Raw genomic sequence first — 20301 nt, forward strand, 5'->3', positions numbered from 1 at the left:
GTTTTGGGCCTGTTTTAGCGAAAACAGACCCAAAACGGGAATTTCCAAAAACGGCATAATGACGAAGGAACGGTGCTATAGACAAAAGAATTGCTCAAAACACCGCCCCTTCATTTGAATAATAAGAACCTTAATTTTTAACCACTCTGGTCACAAAAGCCCGGTCCCCCAGGGTTACTTTCACCAGGTACATACCGGCTGCCTTGGGAAGAACTATTTTGGAAGTCTTCTGCTTAATAGTCCCTTCCTGCAGCACCTGGCCCTGGAGATTGAGTACCTGCACCACCGCATTTCTGAAATTAGCCTTTTCTCCGTAGGAAAGGAAAACTTCCCCGTTGGCGGTAGGGTTAGGGTAAAGCCGAAGCTGCCCGGAAGCAAACTCCTCCACGCCACTCACCAAACTGAAAGCAAACGACCCTGAGATGGCACAGCCACTGGCCTGGCTTACTTCTACCATGTAGTTGCCAGAGGCAGCAGGGGTGATCTCTCGGGTTGTAAATGCCAATTCCTGCCCGTTCAGGTACCATTTAAAACTTAGGCCTTCAGAGGCCATCAATTTATTACCGTTCTGGGTAATGGTGGCAGGACCGCCCGAAGAAAGTTGAATAGTCACCGGTACGGAGGTGGCGGCTGGGTATTCCCCGTTTTTGCTGATCACTTTGTATACGCCCGGCTCAGTGGCGGTATAGGTGGCGTTGTTAGCCCCGGAAATGGGTTGGTCATTCTTGAGCCATTGAAACGTGTACCCAGGCACTGAAAAAGTGGAAAGTGCGGTACTAACTGTGGCCCCGGCACAGTAACTGGTTTTGCCGTTAGCCGTGATGCGGGCAATGGAGTTCTTAAAGGGCTTTACATTTTCCAGCACATAGCCGGTCATGCCATTAATGGCCACTAAATCTGTATCACCATCCAGGTCAAAGTCACCGGCTCTGAACCCTGCTCCGGCGGCAAAACCGGCTGGCAACAGGTGTGTCATGTCCTGGAAAGAGCCTCCGTGGTTCAGGAAAAGCTTACTGGGCACATTGTTCCCTTTGGTGATCAGGTCCATCCAGCCGTCTTTATTTATATCTACGGTGTCTACCCACACTACCCATTCCTGACTGGTGGTATTCTGGGAATAAACGGCAGGGAGAAGGGTGGAGTGATCAGTAAAGCCGCCGGTCCCATCATTCAGGAGCAATTGCAGAAAGGCTCCTTGGTAAAAAGGGTTACCCCGGGTGTTATTACTGATAAGGTCTAGGTCACCGTCATTATCAAAATCCGCGACGGCTACGCCCACGCCAATCCAGGTGTTGTCTGGCAGTTTATTGAGTCGGCTTTTGGCGGTTATCTCAAATTTGCCCTGCCCATTGTTAAACAGGATCAGGTTTTCGCCGGCGCGTTCATCGGCCCCCAGATAAAGGTCCAGATCCTGATCCTTGTCAAAATCCACCAGAATGCTGGAAGTGAAGACCTTGCTTCGGTTCACTACCTCAGCGGGTAACGTATTGGTCTGGACCGTAAAGACTCCAACCCCGTTGTTAATTAAAAATCTTGGTCCATTGGTGCCACCGCCAATGTTAGCAAAGTAAATATCCAGATCGCCGTCCTTATCAATATCACCCACGGTTACATGGTGCGTGAAATCATTGGCCGCCGGCAAACGGGTGGCGGTTTCATCTCGCAAGGTACCGTCCGGTTGCTGCATAAAGATACGGCTCTGCTCGCCAGGGAAGGGCAGAACATCGGTGCCATGCCCAATCAGGATAAAGTCATTCAGGCCATCGCGGTTAAAGTCTCCCTGGGCAGAATGGCGGGCGTGTACTATCTGCGGAGCCCCTGGCAGCATCTCAGTGGTCTTTACCTTAACCTGGTTATTTTCAACGGCCAGATACTCAATGGGCCGGGAAGCCCCAGGAGGGGGTGAGGGTGGCCATTGGATGGAAATACCCACAAAGGCCGGACCTTGGGCAGCGCTTTTCTGGTAAGGAAAGATCTCATTTAACCCATAAGGGATGGCCAACTGATTTTGATGGAGCGTGAAGAAAGGCCCCTGGTTGAAAATGAAATTGCTGGTCCAGGTGGGGTCCTGGGGATCTGCTAAGGCCGATGTACCTAACTGCAGGGTAATGTTGTTGGTCGATAAGTCGGCCACGGTCTGGCCACTGCCTTCTGCCATCTTCCAGAAGGAGATGAGTCCGGCTGCACTAGCGGCAGGGGTGGTCTGGGCCAGGGCGCTAATCTCAGAGGCTGTAAGGGCTTTGCTCCAGACCGATGCCTGCATTAGGTTCCCCATCATGCCGCAGCAATAATTGCCACCGTCCAGGCCGCCGCCAATGGCAAAGGGAACTTGGTTTACCGGCGGGTTGCCAGCGCTGGCAGAGGAACCCAATTCCTGGCCATTGATAAAAAGCCGCATGGTTCCGTTTTGCAGGGTGGCCGCCACGTGGGTCCAGGCGTTTAAGGGCGCATCGGTGGGGGCTGTCACGGCCCGGTAACTGCCCGCGGCACCCGTGGTAAGGACAAACTCCAGCCGGGCACCGCTTTGGCTCCAGCCAATAGTGTAGCTCATATATGGGTCTTGCCCCCGGTTAGGAGCCGGTTTCCCCATTATAATGGCATACGGCACCCTTGCCGACGGATTTACCCAGCAGCTCATGGTAAAGGCGTCGCCCAATTTTAACTGATCATTGACCGGGGCCAGAAGAAATTGGTTGTTGAACTGCAGGGAATAATCTTGTCTGGCAGGGACTAACTGCCCATGGGTCTGTTGCAGAATTCCGGCCAGCAATAGTAAAAGGAGTAATTGTTTCTTCATAAGGTTATGATAGGTGCAAACGCATCTGTCTGAGTTAAACATAAAGGACAGTAACCAGGAAAGTGCCGGATTGCTAGGAGACTGACCCAAAGCAAAGGCGGTTGCGGCATTCTAAGGGTAAACTCAGTGAGGTAATAAAGATGAAACGGGTGCTGGTGTAACAAGCAAAATTAAGCAGGAAGCCAAAGGTGGAAAATACTTAGTGGTAAGTATTTTCGTGGGAACGAATGAGTAGAAGAAATCTTGGATTTAAAAAGTTATATGACCAACTGATTGGTTGGGTCAGGTGAACGCTGACGTCTATAGAATTTACATGTTTTGGTACAAAACTGGGCTAGTAGTAAAGTGTTGTAAAATAAGGTATTATTTAAAAAAAATGTATAGTAAAGCAAAAGATTAAGGACATGTTTGGGTATTCTCATAAGTGAGTATTTTTAAGGGCCTATGTTGAAATATTGCAAATATTAACACTCGTTAAAAGTTGTAAATCGTAAAATTATAGTGATAGCCACTTTAAATTTTACCACTATGAGACGTTTTTTGATTAGTACTTGTATAGGGCTGCTCTTGCCTTTTCTTTTAGCTTGTGAAAAGGAAGATGTGAAGCCAAATGACCCTACCGTCACCCAAACCAAACCCGCGGCCACAGCCAGTTGTCCCAATTACCGGTATTTACAGAAAAGAGGAGGAGTGGTGAATTATGGCCAACCCAGGGGCGATCTGGTGCTGGTGGGGTTTCTGGAAGGAATGTCCCAGGGATCAAGGGGACAAGTCTTAAGTTAGTACCCAGAATTCCAGGGCCTGGAAGAGGAAGTTGGCCTGGACTCTGGGATAATAACCTTGGTTGGGCTAACGGAGGGACTTACACCATAGACGTAGAAACCTTTTTCCTCAACTCCTGAAAGAATCTTCTGTTTTGTTTGCGTACCCCAGATTTGGGGATGATACCACTAAAACCGAGTATGTGTGGTACGGTCTTTCCAATGAGTTTATGGTGTCTATTGAGGGCACTGGAACAATGCAACCTCTGCCAAACAGCTTAAAAGATGACCTTTCTAGTAGGCTTAGAGCACTAGTATTTAAAAGTCTGTTTCCCTGCTTTTTCTGTTTAAGGATACATGGAAAGCCTGCTTTTCCTATGAAACTCTCCTAAGGCTTTATGAGAGCAGGATCGCTCTGCATAGTGGGGTTAAATAGCTGCTTATTTAAATTGTTATAAAAATACCCCTGTGTTGAAATTAAGAATACACCCTAATAATTTTTAAATAAACCCTGAAATATATAAAACATTGGTCAAAGGAAAGTAGTATGTATGGTTTTCCGTTAAAAAATTGCAAAAACGAATAAGCTAAAAGATGTTTTGCAAATAACATACAGGAGTAATTTATATACTATTTATACAATATGAGAAAATCTTTATCGGTTGCCTGCCTTGCCCTTTGTCTCCCATTTTTAATGTCTTGTGAAAAAGAAGACATTGCCCCCAATAACCTATCTGTAAATCAGCTTCAACAGGCCAGGGAAACGGGCACCTGCACCGCTTACTTCTATGCTACCAAAGACGGAAGTACTGTTTCCTACGGCGTTGCATTAGGGGACGTGGTCCTGGTTTCCTTTGTGGAGGGTACCCCTGCAAAAGACATAAAGAAAATTCTGTCACAGTACCCTGAGTTTATAAAGGTGGAAAGCGAGTTCTCTACCGAAACCAGCCTCATCACCGTGCTGCGCCTTACTCCAAACACCACCTGCTTTGCGGCGGAGCAGATGATCGCTAGCCTTGAAACCAAGCCAGAAGTAAAGTTTGCCTTGCCCGCTTTTGACAATGGGGTAGACGAGCAAAAAAACCGGCGCCTGCTGGCCATGACCGATGAATTACTCGTAGGCATAGAACCTACCCCAGAGGCTTTGGCTCAACTGCAGGCTTTTGTGGCTTCTACCAACAGTAAAATAGTCTTTTCTTATTCAGAAGAGTTTCACCTGCTGAGCGTAGACAAAACGTCCTCAGGTAATAGTTTCGAACTCACTACATTATTGAACCAGCAGGGCTATGTCACCGGGGCAGACCCAAGCCTGGTGGTACAGGCGCTAAAACCTCTTTAAGTCTATAGCCGCTTTTCCTACGGTAAGGGTGGTACCAACTTCCAGCTGCTGACTGAGAGAAACCCACCATGGAAACTCTCTGCCAGCAGCTTTTTTATAGGCATACCGGCTTGCAGGGGCAATTTTTGATGGCAACGGGGCTATAACCTTAAGGCTGAAGGGCTAGCCGAGAAGAACTGCTTTATAAATTGGTTTTCCTTAAAACAAATCAGGCCGGAGCCGTAGGAAAAAATCCATTTTTGGTTAACTTTGCCAGGTAAAACGACCTTATCCAAACCAAAATAAAGGATGAAATTTATTGTATCTTCTACGGCGCTGCTAAAGCAGCTTACCAGCATCAACGGGGTAGTGGCCAACAACCCGGTGGTGCCGATTCTGGAGAACTTCCTGTTCGAGATAAATGATGGCGTTCTGACCATCACTGCCAGTGACCTGGAGACATCCATGATCACGGAGATACATGTGGAAGCCCGCGAGAATGGCCGTATTGCCGCGCCGGCCCGTATCCTGATTGATACCCTTAAGAACCTCCCTGACCAGCCGGTCACCTTCACCATTGACGAAGAGACCTACACCATTGAGATCAGCTCTTCCAACGGCCGTTACAAGCTGTCTGGCGAGAACGCGACTGATTTCCCTAAGGTACCGGTTGTGCGCGGCGGCAACGCCATTGAGATCCCGTCAAATGTATTGAGCCGGGCCATCAACAAAACCATCTTCGCTGTAAGCAATGATGAACTTCGTCCGGCCATGACGGGTATTTTTGTGCAGCTGAACAGTGATAACATCACGTTTGTGGCCACAGACGGTCACCGCCTGCTGCGCTACCGCCGCCAGGACGTGACCAGCGAAAATGCCGCCTCCATCATCATCCCTAAAAAAGCCTTCAACCTGCTTAAGTCCACCTTGCCAAGTGAGGCCACGGCGGTACGCGTAGAGTTTAACACCTCCAATGCGTTCTTCAGCTTTGACAACATCAGAATGATCTGCCGCCTGATTGATGAGCGTTACCCAGATTACGAGAACGTGATTCCGGTGCAGAACCCTAACAAACTCACCATTGACCGGTATGATTTCCTGAGCTCAGTGAAACGTATCTCTATCTACTCCAACAAGACCACGCACCAGGTTCGCCTGCGCATTACGGGCAGTGAACTGCAGATCTCAGCCGAGGATCTGGATTTCTCCAATGAGGCCAGCGAGCGCCTTACCTGCCAATATGACGGCGAGGACATGGAGATTGGTTTCAATGCCAAGTTCCTCACGGAGATGCTCAGCAACATGGATTCTGATGAGATCACCCTGGAGCTTTCAACCCCTAACCGAGCCGGATTGCTTATTCCGTCTACCAATGATGAAGAAGAAAGCATCCTGATGCTGGTAATGCCGGTAATGCTCAACAACTACGTATAGGCTTTTAGGCCCAAAATATAGATCCTGCCTGGCTTCTTTGTCAGGCAGGATTTTTTTTTGCCTGGTCGGGTTTGTTCCTGCTTGCGCCGAAGATCCAATAAAAGATAGGTAAACCTGTTTTAGGGCCGTTTTTCAGAAAACAGGCCCAAAACAGCGGGAACAGGAAGGAGCGGTATTTAGCTGCAGAACTGCCAAAAACGTTTTACCTTTGTGCTTTCGCAAACTGGCGCTGAAGGGCGCTGTAGAACAATGAAACAGATGAAAAAATCAGAGATACACTTTAGCATTGCCCTAGACGACCAACGCGTGCCTGAAGCCATTAGCTGGACCGCCACCGACGCCGGTACCGATATCCACTTCGCCAAGGCCATCAACATTGCCCTTTGGGACCGCAATGACTCTGGAACCATGAAGATTGACCTCTGGACCAAAGACATGCCCGTTGATGAGATGAAATACTTCTACATTGATACCATGGGTGCCATGGCACAAAGCATTGAAACCGCTACCAATGACAAGTTGATGGCTGAGAAGATGCGGAACCTGTGCCAGGAATTGATGCAGCACGTAGAGGAGCAGCAGAAGCGTAACGCGGCCCAGAACCCACAGTAAAAGGAAATTTAATTGCATAAAAAAAGCCGCTCTACAGAATAGAGCGGCTTTTTTTATGTGTTGTGTTTATATTAGTTTTTTAAAGAAGTCTCTTTAATAACGGCGGCCTTAGGAGCCGGGAAGCTACGTTTGGCATCTGTTTTATCCTGGGCTACCAAGGTGCTGGCCACTTTGGAGTCCTGACGTCTCTGCTTCATGGCGTACTCACGGTCATAAGAGTTCAGGGTTTTCCGGAAGCTGTAGTACTGAGAGTACTGGGCAGTGCTCAGCAGGTTCTCCAACTGTACATCACGCTCCTTACAAACGCCATTGATACATTTCTCCAGCTCAGAAGGGTTGTTGGCATGTTTAGCCTCAAACGCCATCATTTTCTGGGCATTTTTCAGGTTAATCTCTCTTATTTTCCGCGACTGGTAATTATTCAACTGCAATTCACGAATCATCTTATCAGATAAGTTCTTTGAACGTTCTTCCGCTGATTGGGCAAAGCAGCAAAAAACTCCAAAAAATAATATTGCCAAAGTGCTCATTAAAGTTTTCATAGTTTTCCAGTTTTTGTTAGTAAGTACTAGACAATTCCCGTGCCATCTTTTCCATAACACAGTTCAAGGAAAAATAGTTGACTTTCCTGTAAAAAAAATAACGTGCCTCCTACCAGATAGTTTCCCTTTGTGGGTAACTAACTCCCTCATTTTGCATTCTCTTGGCGTACTCCTAATGGCTTGTGAGATTCATCCTATTTCCTGAAAAACGCTTCTGTAAAAAGCTGGGCTTATCCCTAAAACTTGTTTTTCCACATCATAGACTCCACGGGGTACACCGTGCGGTCATTGTATTTGGCATTGCTTTTTTTGTTGTAATAATTCTCAATGCCGCCGTTCACCACAAAGTAAATCAACTGCCCAATAGGCATGTTATGGTAGACCCGTACCTTCTGGCTGACCGAGATTTCCAAGGTCCAGTGGTTACAGAAGCCTACGTCTCCTTTGCCGGCGGTGGCGTGTATGTCAATACCCAGTCGGCCTACGCTAGATTTTCCTTCCAGGAACGGCACGTGGGCGTGGGTCTCGGTATATTCCTCGGTGACGCCCAAATACAGTTTGCCCGGCTCCAGCACATACCCTTCCTCAGGAATCTCAAAAACGGTGATTTTGTTATGCTGGCGGGCGTCCAGCACCTCGTCATTGTAGGTGGCCAGGTACTTGCCTAAATGAACATCATATGAGTTGGTGCCAAGGCAAGTGCGGTCATAGGGCTCTATTAAGATGGTGCGTTTCTCTATCTCTTCCAGAATCTGACGGTCGGTAAGGATCATGCGGGTAAGGGGCTTTTTGTTACGCCTGCAAGGTACGGGTAAAATCCGGTTCTTGCCATGGGTGGGAGGCCATGATGCGTTTTGAGCCTGTTTTTGAGAAAACAGGCTCAAAACGACTTTCAAGAATAGAATCTTAAAATGCTGCTACCCTTTTTGAGGAAGATACTGGATTAAGCAAGCCTTGCGGAATAAGTAAAGGGACAGCTAAAAGCCCTTACCCACTACGGCCACACACCTAAAGCCCATGTAGGGGTGAGGCTCACTGTACGTGCTGGTCTTCAGGAGGGCTTCTGAAGCGGCATCGCCATTCAGTTTATACAGATCATAGTTGTTCAACCCCATGGCTACCCCTTTTTTTGAGGTCATTTCAGAGACGTTATCCATTAGGTGGTAGAGCTTTTCTTTGGGGTTTTCAGTAGTTAGCAAGGTATAGGCGCCATCTCTTTTTGCCATCATTTTCTGGGTGTCTTTGAGGTCTTTTTGGGCCTGGCTTGCCTCTGAGATGAGGAGTTCCTGGGCTATTTCCTGCCATTCCTGCGGAGTTGGAAGCCGGTAGGTGATTTTCCGGTTGTAGCGTTTGCTCACCACTTCAGACCGCCATTGGCAGTATTCCAAGGCCTGTTCATAAGTAATGAGCACCACGGGCTTGAACCTGTTCTCTGGCAAGGAATAGACCTGGTTGGGGGTATAGGGCAATAGCAGAGTGACCTCATCTGGGGTTAGGTCTTTACCTTTCAGCCGCACGTATTCGTCCCAGTGCACGTTCAGTATCTCTGTCTTGTCAACGTAATAGTCTTTCACCTTAATGGTGCCGGCCGGAGGGGCAGATGCCGCCACGAAAACAAATAATACCTGTAGTAACCCGATTATCATATTCTAATGTACCAGCGGTGGAGTAATTGGTTTTGCCCTACAACAACTTTAACACATCGTCCTCAATCCTTTTGGGGCGCATAGTTTTAGCATCCAGCAAGCACCAGGTGGTTTTGGCGGAGGCCAACAGTTCCTCACTGCCGGCCCTCTGCAGCGTCACGAAGCGCTCAAACTTGGCTCCATGATGTTCTCCCACCCAGGTAGAGCCCTTTATGATATCGTTTCGGAAGGCGGTTTTATGGAAATCAATCTCATGCCGAAGCACCACCCACAGGTATTTCTCCTGTAATTCCGGAGGGGCAGCCGCCGCCCAATGCGCCGCTGATACCTCCTGCACCCACCGCAGGTACACTACATTGTTCACGTGGCCCAGGGCATCAATATCTGCCTCATGTACTTTTATCTCAATACTGAACTTATCTGAGGGGAGGGAAGGCATTGTGGCTGGTATTAAGGAATTTGAACACCTGTTTTAAGCCCCTTTTACGGAAAAAAGCCCCAAAACAGAGAGGTACCTACAAAGTAAATCAGGGAACTTCCTTCCGCTTTTCATTTCCTCCTCCTCCTTGGCTTATTTTTCTGTCCAAAAGACTATCCGTTAATTCTTGATGCTGGAAATGCCTCCGTCCACGTGCAGAATCTGGCCCGTCATCCAGGAGGATTTCTCTGAGAGCAAGAAGATAGCCGCTTCGGCAATGTCAGAAGGGGTGCCAATTCTTTTCAGGGGGTGTTTCTGGGCATTGGCTGCTTGTTTTTCCTGGGTATTGAGGAATTTGGCTGCCAGCGGAGTATCTGTGATGGAAGGGGCAACGGCATTGACCCTTATTAAAGGGGCAAGTTCAGCAGCCAGGGAACGGGTGAGGCCTTCCAGTGCCCCTTTAGAGGCCGACACCTGCGCATGAAAGGTAAACCCGGTCTGAACGGCTACAGTGGAAAAGAAAACCACCGAGGCCTTTTGGGAGGCTTTCAGTTGTGGCAACGTGGCTTGCAAAACCTTTACGGCACCTACCACCTGCAACTCAAAATCTCTGGTGAAATCAAGGGGCTTAATGCGGGCAAAGGGAAGTAAATTGATACTTCCGGGGCAATAAGCCAAACCATCTATCATATTGGGCAGAAAAGACAGATCTACCGTCTCTGCCAGCACATCTAACGGGAAATAATGGACTCTTGGTATTTCCTCCTCCGGAGGATGCTGAAAGTAGGTGGCATACACCTGATGCCCCTGCCGGGCCAGTAAATGCACCAATTCTTTCCCTATACCCGATGACCCGCCTATAACCAAGATATTTTTCATGTGCCTGAATGTATATATGTAAAGACAGATAACACGCCAAAGAAGCACTTGTTTTAATAAAGGGAGCGAAGCAGGTAGGTGCCTTGAATTGTAAAAAGGCGTTCAAGCAGAAAGCGGCCTCAGAGAAAATCCTCAGAGGCCGCTTTCTGCCTGCCAATTAGCTAGTGAAGGTTAGGCGTGAATAGCCTGCAGGGCTTCCAGGTTGGCCGCCAGATAGGTGTCAGCTAGTTCTTCGGTAATAGCGGCAGAAACGAAAAGGGTCTCAAACTGGGAAGGCGCCAAATAGATGCCGCGTTGCAGCATCTCATGGAAATACTTGCCGAATAACTGCAGGTCTGAGGTTTTGGCCGACGCGAAATCAGTGATTTCCTGCTCTGTGAAAAACAGGCTGTACATAGACCCCACCTGGTTTATGGTATAGTTGAGGCCCAATTGAAGCAGGTTGTTTTTCATGCCATCCACCATCCTGTCTGACACCTGCTGAAGGCGGGTGTACACCTGAGGGTTGTCATTGAGGTAAGACAAGGCTGCTATTCCCGCCGACATGGCGATAGGGTTGCCCGAAAGGGTGCCTGCCTGGTATACAGGCCCGGCAGGAGCCACGGCATCCATAATGTCTTTTCGTCCGCCGTAGGCGCCTACGGGCATGCCGCCGCCAATGATCTTACCCAGGGTAGTCATGTCTGGGGTGACCCCGTACAGTTCCTGGGCACCACCTTTGGCTAGCCGGAAGCCCGTCATCACTTCGTCAAAAATGAGCACTATTCCTTCCTTGGTACACAGGTCACGCAAGCCCTCCAGAAAACCCGGGGCAGGAGGGACCAGGCCCATGTTCCCTACCACCGGTTCCAGAATGATGGCCGCAATCTGGGCAGGGTTGGCGTCTATCAACGTCTGTACGGCGGCCAGGTCATTGTAGGGAGCGGTAAGGGTGTCATTGGCCACTCCTTTGGTCACGCCCGGGCTGTCTGGAACACCCAGGGTAATGGCGCCGCTGCCGGCGGCAATCAGGAAAGAGTCGCCGTGGCCGTGATAGCAGCCTTCAAACTTGATCATCTTGTCACGGCCGGTAAAACCACGCGCCACCCTAATGGCCGACATGGTGGCCTCGGTACCGGAGTTCACCATTCTCACTTTCTCAATGCTGGGCACCATGGAAATGATCAGTTCGGCCATCTCCACCTCGCGGCGGGTAGGGGCCCCGAAGGACAAGGAACCAGGCAATGCCTCGCGCACCGCCTTTTCAATGACCTCATGGGCGTGGCCCAGGATCATAGGGCCCCAGGAGTTGATCAGATCCAGGTACTGGTTATCATCTTCGTCATAAAGAAAAGCGCCTTTAGCGGCTTTCAGGAACAGGGGCTGACCGCCTACTGCCCGGAACGCCCGTACCGGCGAGTTGACCCCACCCGGGATAAGATGCTGCGCGCGTTTGAAAAGCTCCTGACTGGTGGTATGGTTTAGTGACATGTTTTTGGATGGAGTGATGGAGAGATTGAATGATTGAGAGAATAAGTGAATGAGGGAAGAGAGATAAATATTCTCTCAATCTATCAATCATTCATTCTCTCAATAATTAAAATACAGGGTTCACGACCAATAGGCGGCCGTTATCCAATTTAAGAATTGGCAGGTACTGGTTATCCTGCAGCTGTTTGGTGCTGGAATTGTTCATGAAGCCAATGCCCTGGTAGAAAGTGCCGGGCTGAATACCACTGAGTTTAGGCGGGGCCGAATAGCCTTTCTCCTGTAACTGGCGCCCGAAATACTGCATCAACTCAAACCCGGCGTAAGTGAAGGTGGAAGGAGGCAGCTTATAACGGGTGGTATAGGCCCGCTTGAATGCCTGCACATTTGGATTCTCGGTGTCTACAAACTTGGGGGCCATAAAGTACACCTCCAGGAAATCTAGCTGCGAAAAGCCGATTTGTTGGTTTTCAAGCCAGGTGTAGGGCACCATCACCGGCACCTTTGAGGCGCGCTGCTCCAGAAAGCTCACCGTACTGGAGGCAATGTTCTGGGCTGCGGACCTGACCACCACCACACCCGTCTCTTTCAGGTTTACCGGTCCTAAAACCCCACCAACGCTGCCGCTGGTCTTGGAGTTGATTTTCTGGAAGACCGTCACCTTGCCGCCCAGGGCCATATAGGTCCGCCGGAAGTTACCGGCAAACGTGGTGTCATCTTTCTGGCTGTCAAAAATGATAACGGCCGTTTTCTTAGGGAACGTCTGGTAGGCGAACGCGGCCGCCCTTTGCCCCTGGGTAGCCACGCTGGTCTCCATCAGGTACAGGTACGGGTTGCCCTTGGCGATGTCCGCGTCATCTGAGAAGGGGTTCACCATGTTCAAGTTCCGCTGCTGCGCTATTCTGGCGGCCAGGGCGCTGTTGTTTTTATAGACAGGTCCAATGAGCAGGTCCATGCTGCCCAATTCTGGCTGCTGCATTATTTGCCGCACTATAGCCGAGTCATTCTTGGTGTCATACGGGTACAGGTTCACCCGTACGCCCTGCTTCTGGAGGGAGTCCTGGGCAGAGAGAAGGCCCGCATAGAAATCTGTGATGAAAAGGTTCTTCTTGTCTATGCGCACGCCCTGGTCTGCCACGTTGAAGGGTAACAGAACGGCAATGTTATACTCTGGCTTCTTAAGGGAGGCAGACCGTTGCAGGTAGCTTCTGTCCAGGTTAAATTGACGCACCAAGGCTTCCAATTGCGGACGGTCCTGCTCTGTGAACCAACCGGCCACTAATTTATCGGCGTACGCCTTGCCCAGGGTCGCATCCTCGGGGAGTTGGCGCAGAAGGTACTGGAACGTGGTTTTATCCGTGAGCTGCATCATGTAATGGCGCTTCATGGCTGCCACCTCATCTTGCAGGTCTTTGCTCTGGATAGGGGTGAGGGCGTTTAAGGCCCGCAGGTATTCTTTTTTCTCAAACAGCACTTGACCGTGCAGAAATTGCGCGTCTTCCAGCCCACCCCATTTGGCATGGTCAGCGGTGAGTTGGGTAAGCATGCGGTCTGCCTCGGTCCATTTTTTCTGGCGGGCGGCGGCCACGCTATACAGGAAGGCCGCGTCTGGGGCATAGGCTTTTCCCGAACCGGAGCTGGTGATAGGAAGGAGCTCGGCCATAGCTAACTCATACTTCTGCTGGTCTACCAGAAGGCGTCCGTTCTGCAGACGGGTATTCAGTTCTGCATTGGTCTGGGCCTGCACATTCCAGCACAGGGCCAGACCCGCAACCGCAAGTACTATTCGTTTTTTCATTCTTCTTTATAAGCTAGCCCAAATATCTATTCCCACTCAATGGTAGCGGGTGGCTTTGAGCTAATGTCATAGACTACGCGGTTAACCCCACGCACTTTGTTAATGATCTCGTTTGAGACGTCTGCCAGGAACTCATACGGCAAATGGCACCAGTCGGCGGTCATGCCGTCAATACTGGTTACGGCCCGCAAGGCTACCACCCGCTCATAGGTACGCTCATCACCCATCACCCCCACGCTTTGGATAGGCAGCAACATGGCGCCGGCCTGCCAAACCTGGTCATATAGCCCCGTTTTTTTCAGCGAAGAGATGAAGATGTGGTCTACTTCCTGTAAGATAGCTACTTTTTCCGGGGTAATATCGCCCAGGATTCTGATGGCCAGACCAGGTCCGGGGAACGGGTGACGTCCGATGATGTTGTCTGAGATGCCCAGCGTTTTGCCTACCAACCGTACCTCGTCCTTAAACAAGGTCTTGAGCGGCTCCACCACCTTCAGTTTCATGAAATCTGGCAGACCGCCCACGTTGTGGTGCGACTTGATGGTAGCCGAAGGGCCTTTCACCGACACCGACTCAATCACGTCTGGATAAATGGTGCCCTGGCCCAGCCATTTGGCGTCTTCTACCTTATGTGACTCCTGGTCAAAAACATCAATGAACACCTTGCCAATGGCTTTGCGTTTGGCTTCGGGGTCAGAAAGGCCGGAAAGGGCAGTGTAGAACAAGTCTTTGGCGTCTACACCTTTTACGTTCAGACCCATATCTTTATAGGAGTGAAGCACGTCTTCAAACTCGTTCTTGCGCAGCAGGCCGTTGTCTACAAAAATGCAGTAGAGGTTCTTACCAATGGCCTGGTGGATGAGCATGGCCGCCACCGAGGAATCCACGCCGCCCGAAAGGCCCAGGATCACTTTGTCAGTGCCAATCTGGGTGCGCAGCTCTTCAACGGTGCTTTCAATGAATTGGTCTGGGGTCCAGTCCTGGGAGCAGCCGCAGATATGTACCACAAAATTGCGGAGCAGGGTCTTGCCTTCGGTGCTGTGGGTTACCTCTGGGTGGAACTGGATGCCGTAGGTTTCCTGGCCTTTGATCTTATAGGCCGCCACCTGCACAGAGTCTGTACTGGCGATGATCTCGTAATTGTCCGGTATCTGCTTGATGGTGTCGCCGTGGCTCATCCAGACCTGGGAGTCCAGAGAGATTTCCTTAAGTAGGCGGTTGTGCTGGTCTACGTGGCTGAGTTTGGCCCGGCCGTACTCCCTGATGGTGGAAGCAATTACCTCGCCCCCGCCTTCCTGGGCCATGAGCTGCGCGCCGTAGCACACGCCCAATACCGGCAGATGCCCTAAAAACGCGCTGATGTCTGGGTTAGGGTAGTTCTTTTCCCGTACAGAGCAGGGGCTGCCAGAGAGGATCACCCCTTTCAGGTCTGGCGTGAATTCAGGAATCTTGTTGTACGGATGAATTTCACAGTAAACGTTGAGCTCGCGAACGCGACGGGCAATCAGCTGGGTGTACTGAGACCCAAAGTCAAGGATGAGTATCTTTTCTGGCATGTGCAAAGGTACACGGGCTAGTTAAAAGTTGAAAGTGAAATATGAAGAACTAATTACCGGCGTAGGGGTGAAGGGCTTGCTTACGGTCTAGAACATAACCTATTTCTAAATATTTATTTAATTTAATATTCAATTTGTCCGCCTACCGCTAAAAGAGGCACATTATTTGTAACTCAGCTTACAACTGAAATTACGTCCCGCAAAATTTAAACTGATGAAAAAAGCTCTACTCCTGACATTGCGTAACTTAACCCTGGCTTTGGCTATGCCCTGGTTTATGGCCTCCTGTGAAAGCGACCCTTCGGAGCCTACGCCTGTAGCCGGACCCACCACCACTGAATTCTCCATGGTAGATAGCATAAAAGTTGATGCCTATTACCAAAGCTCTAACCCCGAGGCGTACCAAAAGTACCAGGGCAAAACCTATCAGGTTACCTCCCAGAACAAGGTGGAGACTTTCTTCCTGCAGGAAAACAATGACCTGATTCTTTATTTCAAAGAGGTCTCTACTGAAAAGGAGCAGCCTTGGATTACTATCACCTTAAAGAACAGGGCGGTGCAGAATCTGCCGCTTACCTTGTCATTAAAAGGCGAGGCGCTGGTTTGTGTGCAGCAGGGGCAAAACTTTAAAGACGGAACGGCCGCGCTTTCACCAGGCTGCGTGAAGGTCTTGGACGGCACGGTATCACTGGATTATAACCCAGCCACCAAAGTAATCGGTGGGGCTTTTTCTAAACTTAAGTTTGGGGTGGACTTTTACGTGCCAGATTACGCGTTCCCTAACCGCGATGGTAACATTTTAAGGGCCAGCGGGTCTTCCCGTACCCTTTCGGTTTCCTTTGAGAACGTGAAGCGGAAGTAAGGAGAAAGGAATGGAAGAGTAACACAAGAGAGGGGAGATTCCCCTCTTTTTCGTTTAATCCCTTTGGGAAGCCTGGTATAGCTAACTTTCTTAGCCTCAGGCCCACAGCTGTTTTTTGCGTGTTTTGAGAAAAATAAGCTTAAAACAGCTTGCCCTGAAAGAAAGGCTTCGTATCTTTGCAACGGCAAATCGGTACGGCCAGCTCCTGCTGAACTCCCCCAGGCCCGGAAGGGAGCAAGGGTAGGTGGTTGAGCGGCGCGATACTCGATTTGCCACTTTTTTTTTGCCCCTACCTCAACGGATTTCCTTCCGAACCCTATTTAAACCCACTTTTCTGTTTTAGAGCCGTTTTCCTGAAAACAGGCCCAAAACGCATTTTGTCTTATGCGGGGAATGGGTTTCTAACCCTTTTGGTATCGCTTTTCTCAACCCAGCAAATCCCACTTCCGCTTTTTTAAGTTACGCCATCGACTATGCCGGAAATAGTCAGATAGGGGCCAGGAGCTTGCGAGCGCAATTTTTCCAGATCCTGTTCAAAATACTTCGGTTGCCGGTTCGGTTTTAAGGGAGATTGGGCTAGATTTGTGTTTCCTAACTATTTCAGCTATTCTGCTATGAAATTTTTCATTGATACCGCAAATCTAAACGAAATCCGCGAGGCGTATGACCTAGGCGTGTTGGACGGTGTAACCACTAACCCTTCTCTTATGGCCAAGGAAGGCATTGTTGGCTATGACAATGTCATGAAGCATTACAAAGACATCTGCGAGATTGTAGATGGCGACATTAGCGCCGAAGTAATTGCCACCGATTTTGAGACCATGGTGAAAGAAGGGGAGGAGCTGGCTCAGCTACACCCTAATATTGTGGTAAAGGTACCTATGACCAAAGACGGCGTAAAAGCCATTAAATATTTCACAGACAAAGGCATTAAAACCAACTGTACGCTGGTGTTCACCGCAGGTCAGGCTTTATTGGCCGCCAAAGCCGGTGCTACCTACGTGTCTCCGTTTGTGGGCCGTTTAGATGACATCGCTACAGACGGTATTGCCCTGATTGAGCAGATCAGACAGATCTATGACAACTACGGGTACCCAACTGAGATCTTGGCTGCCTCTGTTCGTCACGTAATGCACCTGTTGCAGTGCGCTGAGATTGGTGCCGATGTGGTGACCTGCCCATTGAATGTGATCACTGCCCTGTTGAACCACCCCTTAACGGATAGCGGCCTGGCCAAATTCCTGGCTGACCATAAGAAAGCAAACAGCCTTTAATTAAGAATTAATAATTAAGAATTAAGAGTTAGGAGCGGTCATCATCATTCCTAATTCTTAATTCTTTATTCCTAATTATATATCGGTGTACATTATCAAAGTCAAAGGCAAAGCCAAGATTCCGGATTACATTCAGCTGCGCGATGAGAATTTCGTGCTGATTGCCTATTTCCGGGCAGACCGTCCGCTCAAGAACATAGACCGTTATGGCCTGGAGGGAAAAGAGGATGCCTTGGCCAGCGTGATTGAGGGCCTGGAGTTCGGGAAATTGCAGAAGCTTGATATTTAAGCTTTGTCGTGGTAAAGCCTCTTGATTAACTTTTTAGGATAGTCCTAATACTTGTGTCTTGATACCTGTGTCTTTTACAAATTGCTATGGAATTCTCTTCTAACCCAGTGGTCTTGCTGCACAACGTTTCCATCTTCCAGGATGTGAACACCATTTTAAGTGACGTGAGCTTTACCATAGAGAAAGGGGAATTTGTGTACCTGGTGGGCCGAACCGGCAGCGGGAAAAGCTCTTTGCTCAAAACTCTGTACGCCGACCTTCCCCTGAAAGTGGGCACCGCGCAGGTAGCTGGGTTCAATATCCATACCCTTACCTGGAAACAGGTGCCGTTCCTGCGCCGCAAGATTGGCATTGTATTCCAGGACTTTCAGTTGCTCAATGACCGCACCGTGGCAGACAACCTCAAGTTTGTCTTAAAAGCCACCGGCTGGAGCGATAAATCAAAGATCAAGAACCGTATCTCAGAGGTGCTCATGCGTGTGGGCTTAGACGCCGTGGCCAACAAGATGCCCCACCAGTTATCTGGCGGCGAGCAGCAGCGTGTGGTCATTGCCCGGGCCCTGCTCAATGAACCGGTGATCTTGTTTGCCGATGAGCCTACCGGTAACCTGGACCCCGATGTGACCCACGGCATCATGGACCTGTTCCAAGAGATCAACAACAGCGGGACGGCCGTGCTCATGGCCACGCACAACCACCACATCCTAAAACGCTACCCTCGGCGCATTCTCAAATGTGACAGAGGCCGTGTGCTGGATTCCGCCCGCGAAGAATTCACGCTGGTAGATGGTTTCTGAGATTTCCATTCTCATTCCCGTTTATAACCAAAACGTTTCTGCGTTAGTAGATAACCTGCTTTCCCAGGCTTCCCAGTTAGCTATTTCCTTTGAGATTAGGGTGTATGACGATGGCTCTTCCCCGGAAACCTTGGCGAAAAACCAATCACTCGGCCAACGACCAGGCGTCATTTACCGCGAACTGCCCGAGAACCTGGGCCGTTCCCAGATCAGGTATCTTATGGCCCAGGAGGCCAAATACAACCAACTTCTCTTCCTGGACAACGATGTGCTGCCCCGGTACCCGGACTTTCTGAGCCGATACCTGCAGCAGTTTAACGGGCAGGTAACCGTAGGCGGAGTGGCCTACCAAAAGAAGGTCCTGGCCGGCACAGAACTGCGCTGGAAATACGGGAAAGCCCGCGAAGAAGCCCCCGCTGTGCAACGGCAGAAAACCCCTTACCAGCGCATTTTTTCCAGCAATTTTTTAGTGGACCGGTCCCTGTTTCTTACCTATTTCCCGAGGAAGGAAGTACGGGGCTATGGACATGAAGACACTTTGTTTGCCCACCGGTTACAGGAAAATAAAATTCCCGTTATGCACATTGACAACCCCGTGTGGCACCTGGGGCTGGAGCCTGCTCAATTATTCCTGCTTAAAACCAATGAGGCCATTCTCAACCTAGCGCGGTTAAATCAGCAAATGAATTTGGGGCAGGAGAGTAGGCTATACAAGCTTTACCATTCCTTGAAAAAGTGGAAAGCAGACGTATTTCTGAAAGAGAACAGTAGCTGGCTATTGCCCATGATCAAGCGTAATTTGGTTTCTAGAAACCCCAGCCTATACCTCTTTGATTTGTACCGGCTACTGTTGCTGGACCGCTACCTGCGGAAGTAAACCTGTTTTAAGCCCGTTTTCCGCAAATCAGACCTAAAACAAAAAAGCCCCGTCATCTGACAGGGCTCTTTGCGCTCTTACAATTGGGGGATTGCTACTAATTGTCTTTTTTATCGTCTTTAAAGACTTCGCCTACTTTCTGACCGGCTTTTTTAGCAGTGTTACCCACGGCTTTTCCGGCGTCTTTGGTGGCTTCGCCTACTTTGCTGTTAGAGACGTCTTTTCCAACTTCTTTCACGTCAGACCCAACGTTGCTGGCGGTGTTACCGGTTTTGTTGCCGGCTTTCATGGTGGTATATTTGGTTTTTGCCTTGGCAATTTCCCACTTGTCTTTGTCGCTTAATTGGCTCTGTATGGCGTTTTTACGGTCATCCAGCTGACTCCAGTATTTGTCTACAATTTTCCAGTCATCATTGCTGAAGTTAGCTTTGTTTGCCTCTACGTGCTTTACAAAATCCTCATAAGCCGTTCTGATGTTGGTAGCGGTATAAGATGGGATTTTGCTTTCATTATAAACCGACATGTCTACTTTAGAGACAGAACCGGCTCCCTGGTGCGTCTGGCGCCAGGTATTGTATTGCTGCTCACGGGCAGCCCAGGCAGTAGAGTATCTGGTTTGCAGGGAATCATACTCCCGACGGCGGTTCTCATCAAAGTCCCCTTCATACTGGGCCACGGCCGAACGTCTGGTCTCATAGTCGTTTTTCCACTGCGTCATGCGTTGGTCCGCATCAGTAATGGTGGTATCCCAGCCACGCTCCACGTCAGACTCCAGGGTGGTGACATAGTTCTTGTAGTCATCGTAGGCCTGGTCTTTGGTCGTGGTGGTCGTGGTGGTGGTAGAGGTAGTGGTGTCGGTTTTCTCTGTTTTGTTACAGGCGACCTGCGTAAAGGCCAGAGAAACTGTAGCGGCAGCCAATAAGGTGCTTTTCTGGAATAAATTAGGCATTTTCATAGTTTAGGGATTGGGTTAA

Annotated in this window: 19 protein-coding genes and 1 other RNA gene; 10 read left to right on the top strand and 10 right to left on the bottom strand. The window is 49.5% G+C overall.

The genetic code is table 11. The features are described 5' to 3' along the window. Positions 1–130: 130 nt before the first annotated feature. Positions 131–2797: an FG-GAP-like repeat-containing protein gene (locus TH63_RS05645; protein WP_197088641.1), complete on the bottom strand. Its 2667-nt coding sequence runs from the start codon at positions 2795–2797 to the stop codon at positions 131–133. Positions 2798–3325: 528 nt separating this feature from the next. Between TH63_RS05645 and TH63_RS20260 the strand changes: the two genes are divergently transcribed. The 4 genes from TH63_RS20260 to gldC all read left to right on the top strand — a co-directional run bounded on the left by TH63_RS20260 (position 3326) and on the right by gldC (position 6922). Next, a complete protein-coding gene (locus TH63_RS20260) occupies positions 3326–3580 on the top strand; it encodes a hypothetical protein (RefSeq protein ID WP_156180407.1) in 255 nt (84 codons plus the stop codon). A gap of 672 nt (positions 3581–4252) precedes the next feature. Next, the gene (locus TH63_RS05655) at positions 4253–4897 is read left to right on the top strand and encodes a hypothetical protein (RefSeq protein ID WP_048920096.1); all 645 of its coding nucleotides are present in this window, start codon (positions 4253–4255) and stop codon (positions 4895–4897) included. Between the two features lie 288 nt (positions 4898–5185). Next, positions 5186–6310, top strand: coding sequence for a DNA polymerase III subunit beta (dnaN, locus tag TH63_RS05660; protein WP_048920097.1), 1125 nt, complete (start codon positions 5186–5188; stop codon positions 6308–6310). A gap of 258 nt (positions 6311–6568) precedes the next feature. Further along, positions 6569–6922: a gliding motility protein GldC gene (gene gldC, locus TH63_RS05665; protein WP_048922608.1), complete on the top strand. Its 354-nt coding sequence runs from the start codon at positions 6569–6571 to the stop codon at positions 6920–6922. Positions 6923–6993: 71 nt separating this feature from the next. Here the strand turns inward: gldC and TH63_RS05670 are convergent, their stop codons facing one another. The 8 genes from TH63_RS05670 to guaA form a co-directional block, all read right to left on the bottom strand. Continuing rightward, a complete protein-coding gene (locus TH63_RS05670; RefSeq protein WP_048920098.1) occupies positions 6994–7365 on the bottom strand; it encodes a hypothetical protein in 372 nt (123 codons plus the stop codon). A gap of 335 nt (positions 7366–7700) precedes the next feature. Next, positions 7701–8237: a dCTP deaminase gene (gene dcd / locus TH63_RS05675; RefSeq protein ID WP_048920099.1), complete on the bottom strand. Its 537-nt coding sequence runs from the start codon at positions 8235–8237 to the stop codon at positions 7701–7703. Between the two features lie 204 nt (positions 8238–8441). Further along, complete coding sequence (locus TH63_RS05680) at positions 8442–9110, bottom strand: formylglycine-generating enzyme family protein (protein WP_082161568.1); 669 nt, start codon at positions 9108–9110, stop codon at positions 8442–8444. Between the two features lie 37 nt (positions 9111–9147). Next, complete coding sequence (locus TH63_RS05685; protein ID WP_048920101.1) at positions 9148–9549, bottom strand: acyl-CoA thioesterase; 402 nt, start codon at positions 9547–9549, stop codon at positions 9148–9150. 159 nt (positions 9550–9708) lie between these two features. Next, positions 9709–10407 (bottom strand): SDR family NAD(P)-dependent oxidoreductase, encoded by a 699-nt coding sequence (locus TH63_RS05690; protein ID WP_048920102.1) that lies wholly within the window; start codon positions 10405–10407, stop codon positions 9709–9711. A gap of 171 nt (positions 10408–10578) precedes the next feature. Continuing rightward, on the bottom strand, positions 10579–11877 hold the full coding sequence (gene hemL, locus TH63_RS05695; RefSeq protein ID WP_048920103.1) for a glutamate-1-semialdehyde 2,1-aminomutase: 1299 nt from the start codon (positions 11875–11877) through the stop codon (positions 10579–10581). A gap of 106 nt (positions 11878–11983) precedes the next feature. Beyond that, entirely contained in the window at positions 11984–13672 is a 1689-nt protein-coding gene (locus tag TH63_RS05700) for an ABC transporter substrate-binding protein (RefSeq protein ID WP_048920104.1), read from the bottom strand. A gap of 26 nt (positions 13673–13698) precedes the next feature. Then, entirely contained in the window at positions 13699–15228 is a 1530-nt protein-coding gene (gene guaA / locus TH63_RS05705; protein WP_048920105.1) for a glutamine-hydrolyzing GMP synthase, read from the bottom strand. A 214-nt stretch (positions 15229–15442) separates the two neighbouring features. Between guaA and TH63_RS05710 the strand changes: the two genes are divergently transcribed. From TH63_RS05710 to TH63_RS05730, 6 genes are all read left to right on the top strand, one after another. Then, entirely contained in the window at positions 15443–16090 is a 648-nt protein-coding gene (locus TH63_RS05710) for a hypothetical protein (protein WP_156180409.1), read from the top strand. Between the two features lie 180 nt (positions 16091–16270). Then, positions 16271–16370: signal recognition particle sRNA small type (ffs, locus tag TH63_RS19935), an RNA gene on the top strand. Between the two features lie 334 nt (positions 16371–16704). Beyond that, positions 16705–17364 carry a fructose-6-phosphate aldolase gene (gene fsa / locus TH63_RS05715; protein ID WP_048920107.1) on the top strand — a complete coding sequence of 220 codons (660 nt, stop codon included), beginning with the start codon at positions 16705–16707 and terminating at the stop codon, positions 17362–17364. Positions 17365–17449: 85 nt separating this feature from the next. Then, a complete protein-coding gene (locus TH63_RS05720) occupies positions 17450–17653 on the top strand; it encodes a hypothetical protein (protein ID WP_048920108.1) in 204 nt (67 codons plus the stop codon). Between the two features lie 86 nt (positions 17654–17739). Further along, entirely contained in the window at positions 17740–18450 is a 711-nt protein-coding gene (locus TH63_RS05725; RefSeq protein ID WP_048920109.1) for a cell division ATP-binding protein FtsE, read from the top strand. Then, entirely contained in the window at positions 18440–19327 is an 888-nt protein-coding gene (locus TH63_RS05730; protein WP_048920110.1) for a glycosyltransferase family 2 protein, read from the top strand. The genes TH63_RS05725 and TH63_RS05730 overlap by 11 nt, the downstream gene beginning before the upstream one ends. Positions 19328–19424: 97 nt before the next feature. Here the strand turns inward: TH63_RS05730 and TH63_RS05735 are convergent, their stop codons facing one another. Next, a complete protein-coding gene (locus TH63_RS05735; protein WP_048920111.1) occupies positions 19425–20282 on the bottom strand; it encodes a DUF6565 domain-containing protein in 858 nt (285 codons plus the stop codon). Between the last annotated feature and the right edge of the window lie 19 nt (positions 20283–20301).

Origin of the sequence: Rufibacter radiotolerans, assembly GCF_001078055.1 — a bacterium.
Taxonomy (GTDB): domain Bacteria; phylum Bacteroidota; class Bacteroidia; order Cytophagales; family Hymenobacteraceae; genus Nibribacter; species Nibribacter radiotolerans.

Excerpts from the sequence above, each read along its gene's own strand:
- TH63_RS05700 (WP_048920104.1), bottom strand. The coding sequence starts at position 13,672 with ATGAAAAAACGAATAGTACTTGCGGTTGCGGGTCTGGCCCTGTGCTGG.
- TH63_RS05730 (WP_048920110.1), top strand. The coding sequence starts at position 18,440 with ATGGTTTCTGAGATTTCCATTCTCATTCCCGTTTATAACCAAAACGTT.
- guaA (WP_048920105.1), bottom strand. The coding sequence starts at position 15,228 with ATGCCAGAAAAGATACTCATCCTTGACTTTGGGTCTCAGTACACCCAG.
- TH63_RS05735 (WP_048920111.1), bottom strand. The coding sequence starts at position 20,282 with ATGAAAATGCCTAATTTATTCCAGAAAAGCACCTTATTGGCTGCCGCT.
- fsa (WP_048920107.1), top strand. The coding sequence starts at position 16,705 with ATGAAATTTTTCATTGATACCGCAAATCTAAACGAAATCCGCGAGGCG.
- gldC (WP_048922608.1), top strand. The coding sequence starts at position 6,569 with ATGAAAAAATCAGAGATACACTTTAGCATTGCCCTAGACGACCAACGC.
- TH63_RS05680 (WP_082161568.1), bottom strand. The coding sequence starts at position 9,110 with ATGATAATCGGGTTACTACAGGTATTATTTGTTTTCGTGGCGGCATCT.
- dcd (WP_048920099.1), bottom strand. The coding sequence starts at position 8,237 with ATGATCCTTACCGACCGTCAGATTCTGGAAGAGATAGAGAAACGCACC.
- TH63_RS20260 (WP_156180407.1), top strand. The coding sequence starts at position 3,326 with ATGAGACGTTTTTTGATTAGTACTTGTATAGGGCTGCTCTTGCCTTTT.
- TH63_RS05670 (WP_048920098.1), bottom strand. The coding sequence starts at position 7,365 with ATGATTCGTGAATTGCAGTTGAATAATTACCAGTCGCGGAAAATAAGA.
- hemL (WP_048920103.1), bottom strand. The coding sequence starts at position 11,877 with ATGTCACTAAACCATACCACCAGTCAGGAGCTTTTCAAACGCGCGCAG.
- TH63_RS05685 (WP_048920101.1), bottom strand. The coding sequence starts at position 9,549 with ATGCCTTCCCTCCCCTCAGATAAGTTCAGTATTGAGATAAAAGTACAT.
- TH63_RS05725 (WP_048920109.1), top strand. The coding sequence starts at position 17,740 with ATGGAATTCTCTTCTAACCCAGTGGTCTTGCTGCACAACGTTTCCATC.
- TH63_RS05645 (WP_197088641.1), bottom strand. The coding sequence starts at position 2,797 with ATGAAGAAACAATTACTCCTTTTACTATTGCTGGCCGGAATTCTGCAA.
- TH63_RS05690 (WP_048920102.1), bottom strand. The coding sequence starts at position 10,407 with ATGAAAAATATCTTGGTTATAGGCGGGTCATCGGGTATAGGGAAAGAA.
- TH63_RS05655 (WP_048920096.1), top strand. The coding sequence starts at position 4,253 with ATGTCTTGTGAAAAAGAAGACATTGCCCCCAATAACCTATCTGTAAAT.
- dnaN (WP_048920097.1), top strand. The coding sequence starts at position 5,186 with ATGAAATTTATTGTATCTTCTACGGCGCTGCTAAAGCAGCTTACCAGC.
- TH63_RS05710 (WP_156180409.1), top strand. The coding sequence starts at position 15,443 with ATGAAAAAAGCTCTACTCCTGACATTGCGTAACTTAACCCTGGCTTTG.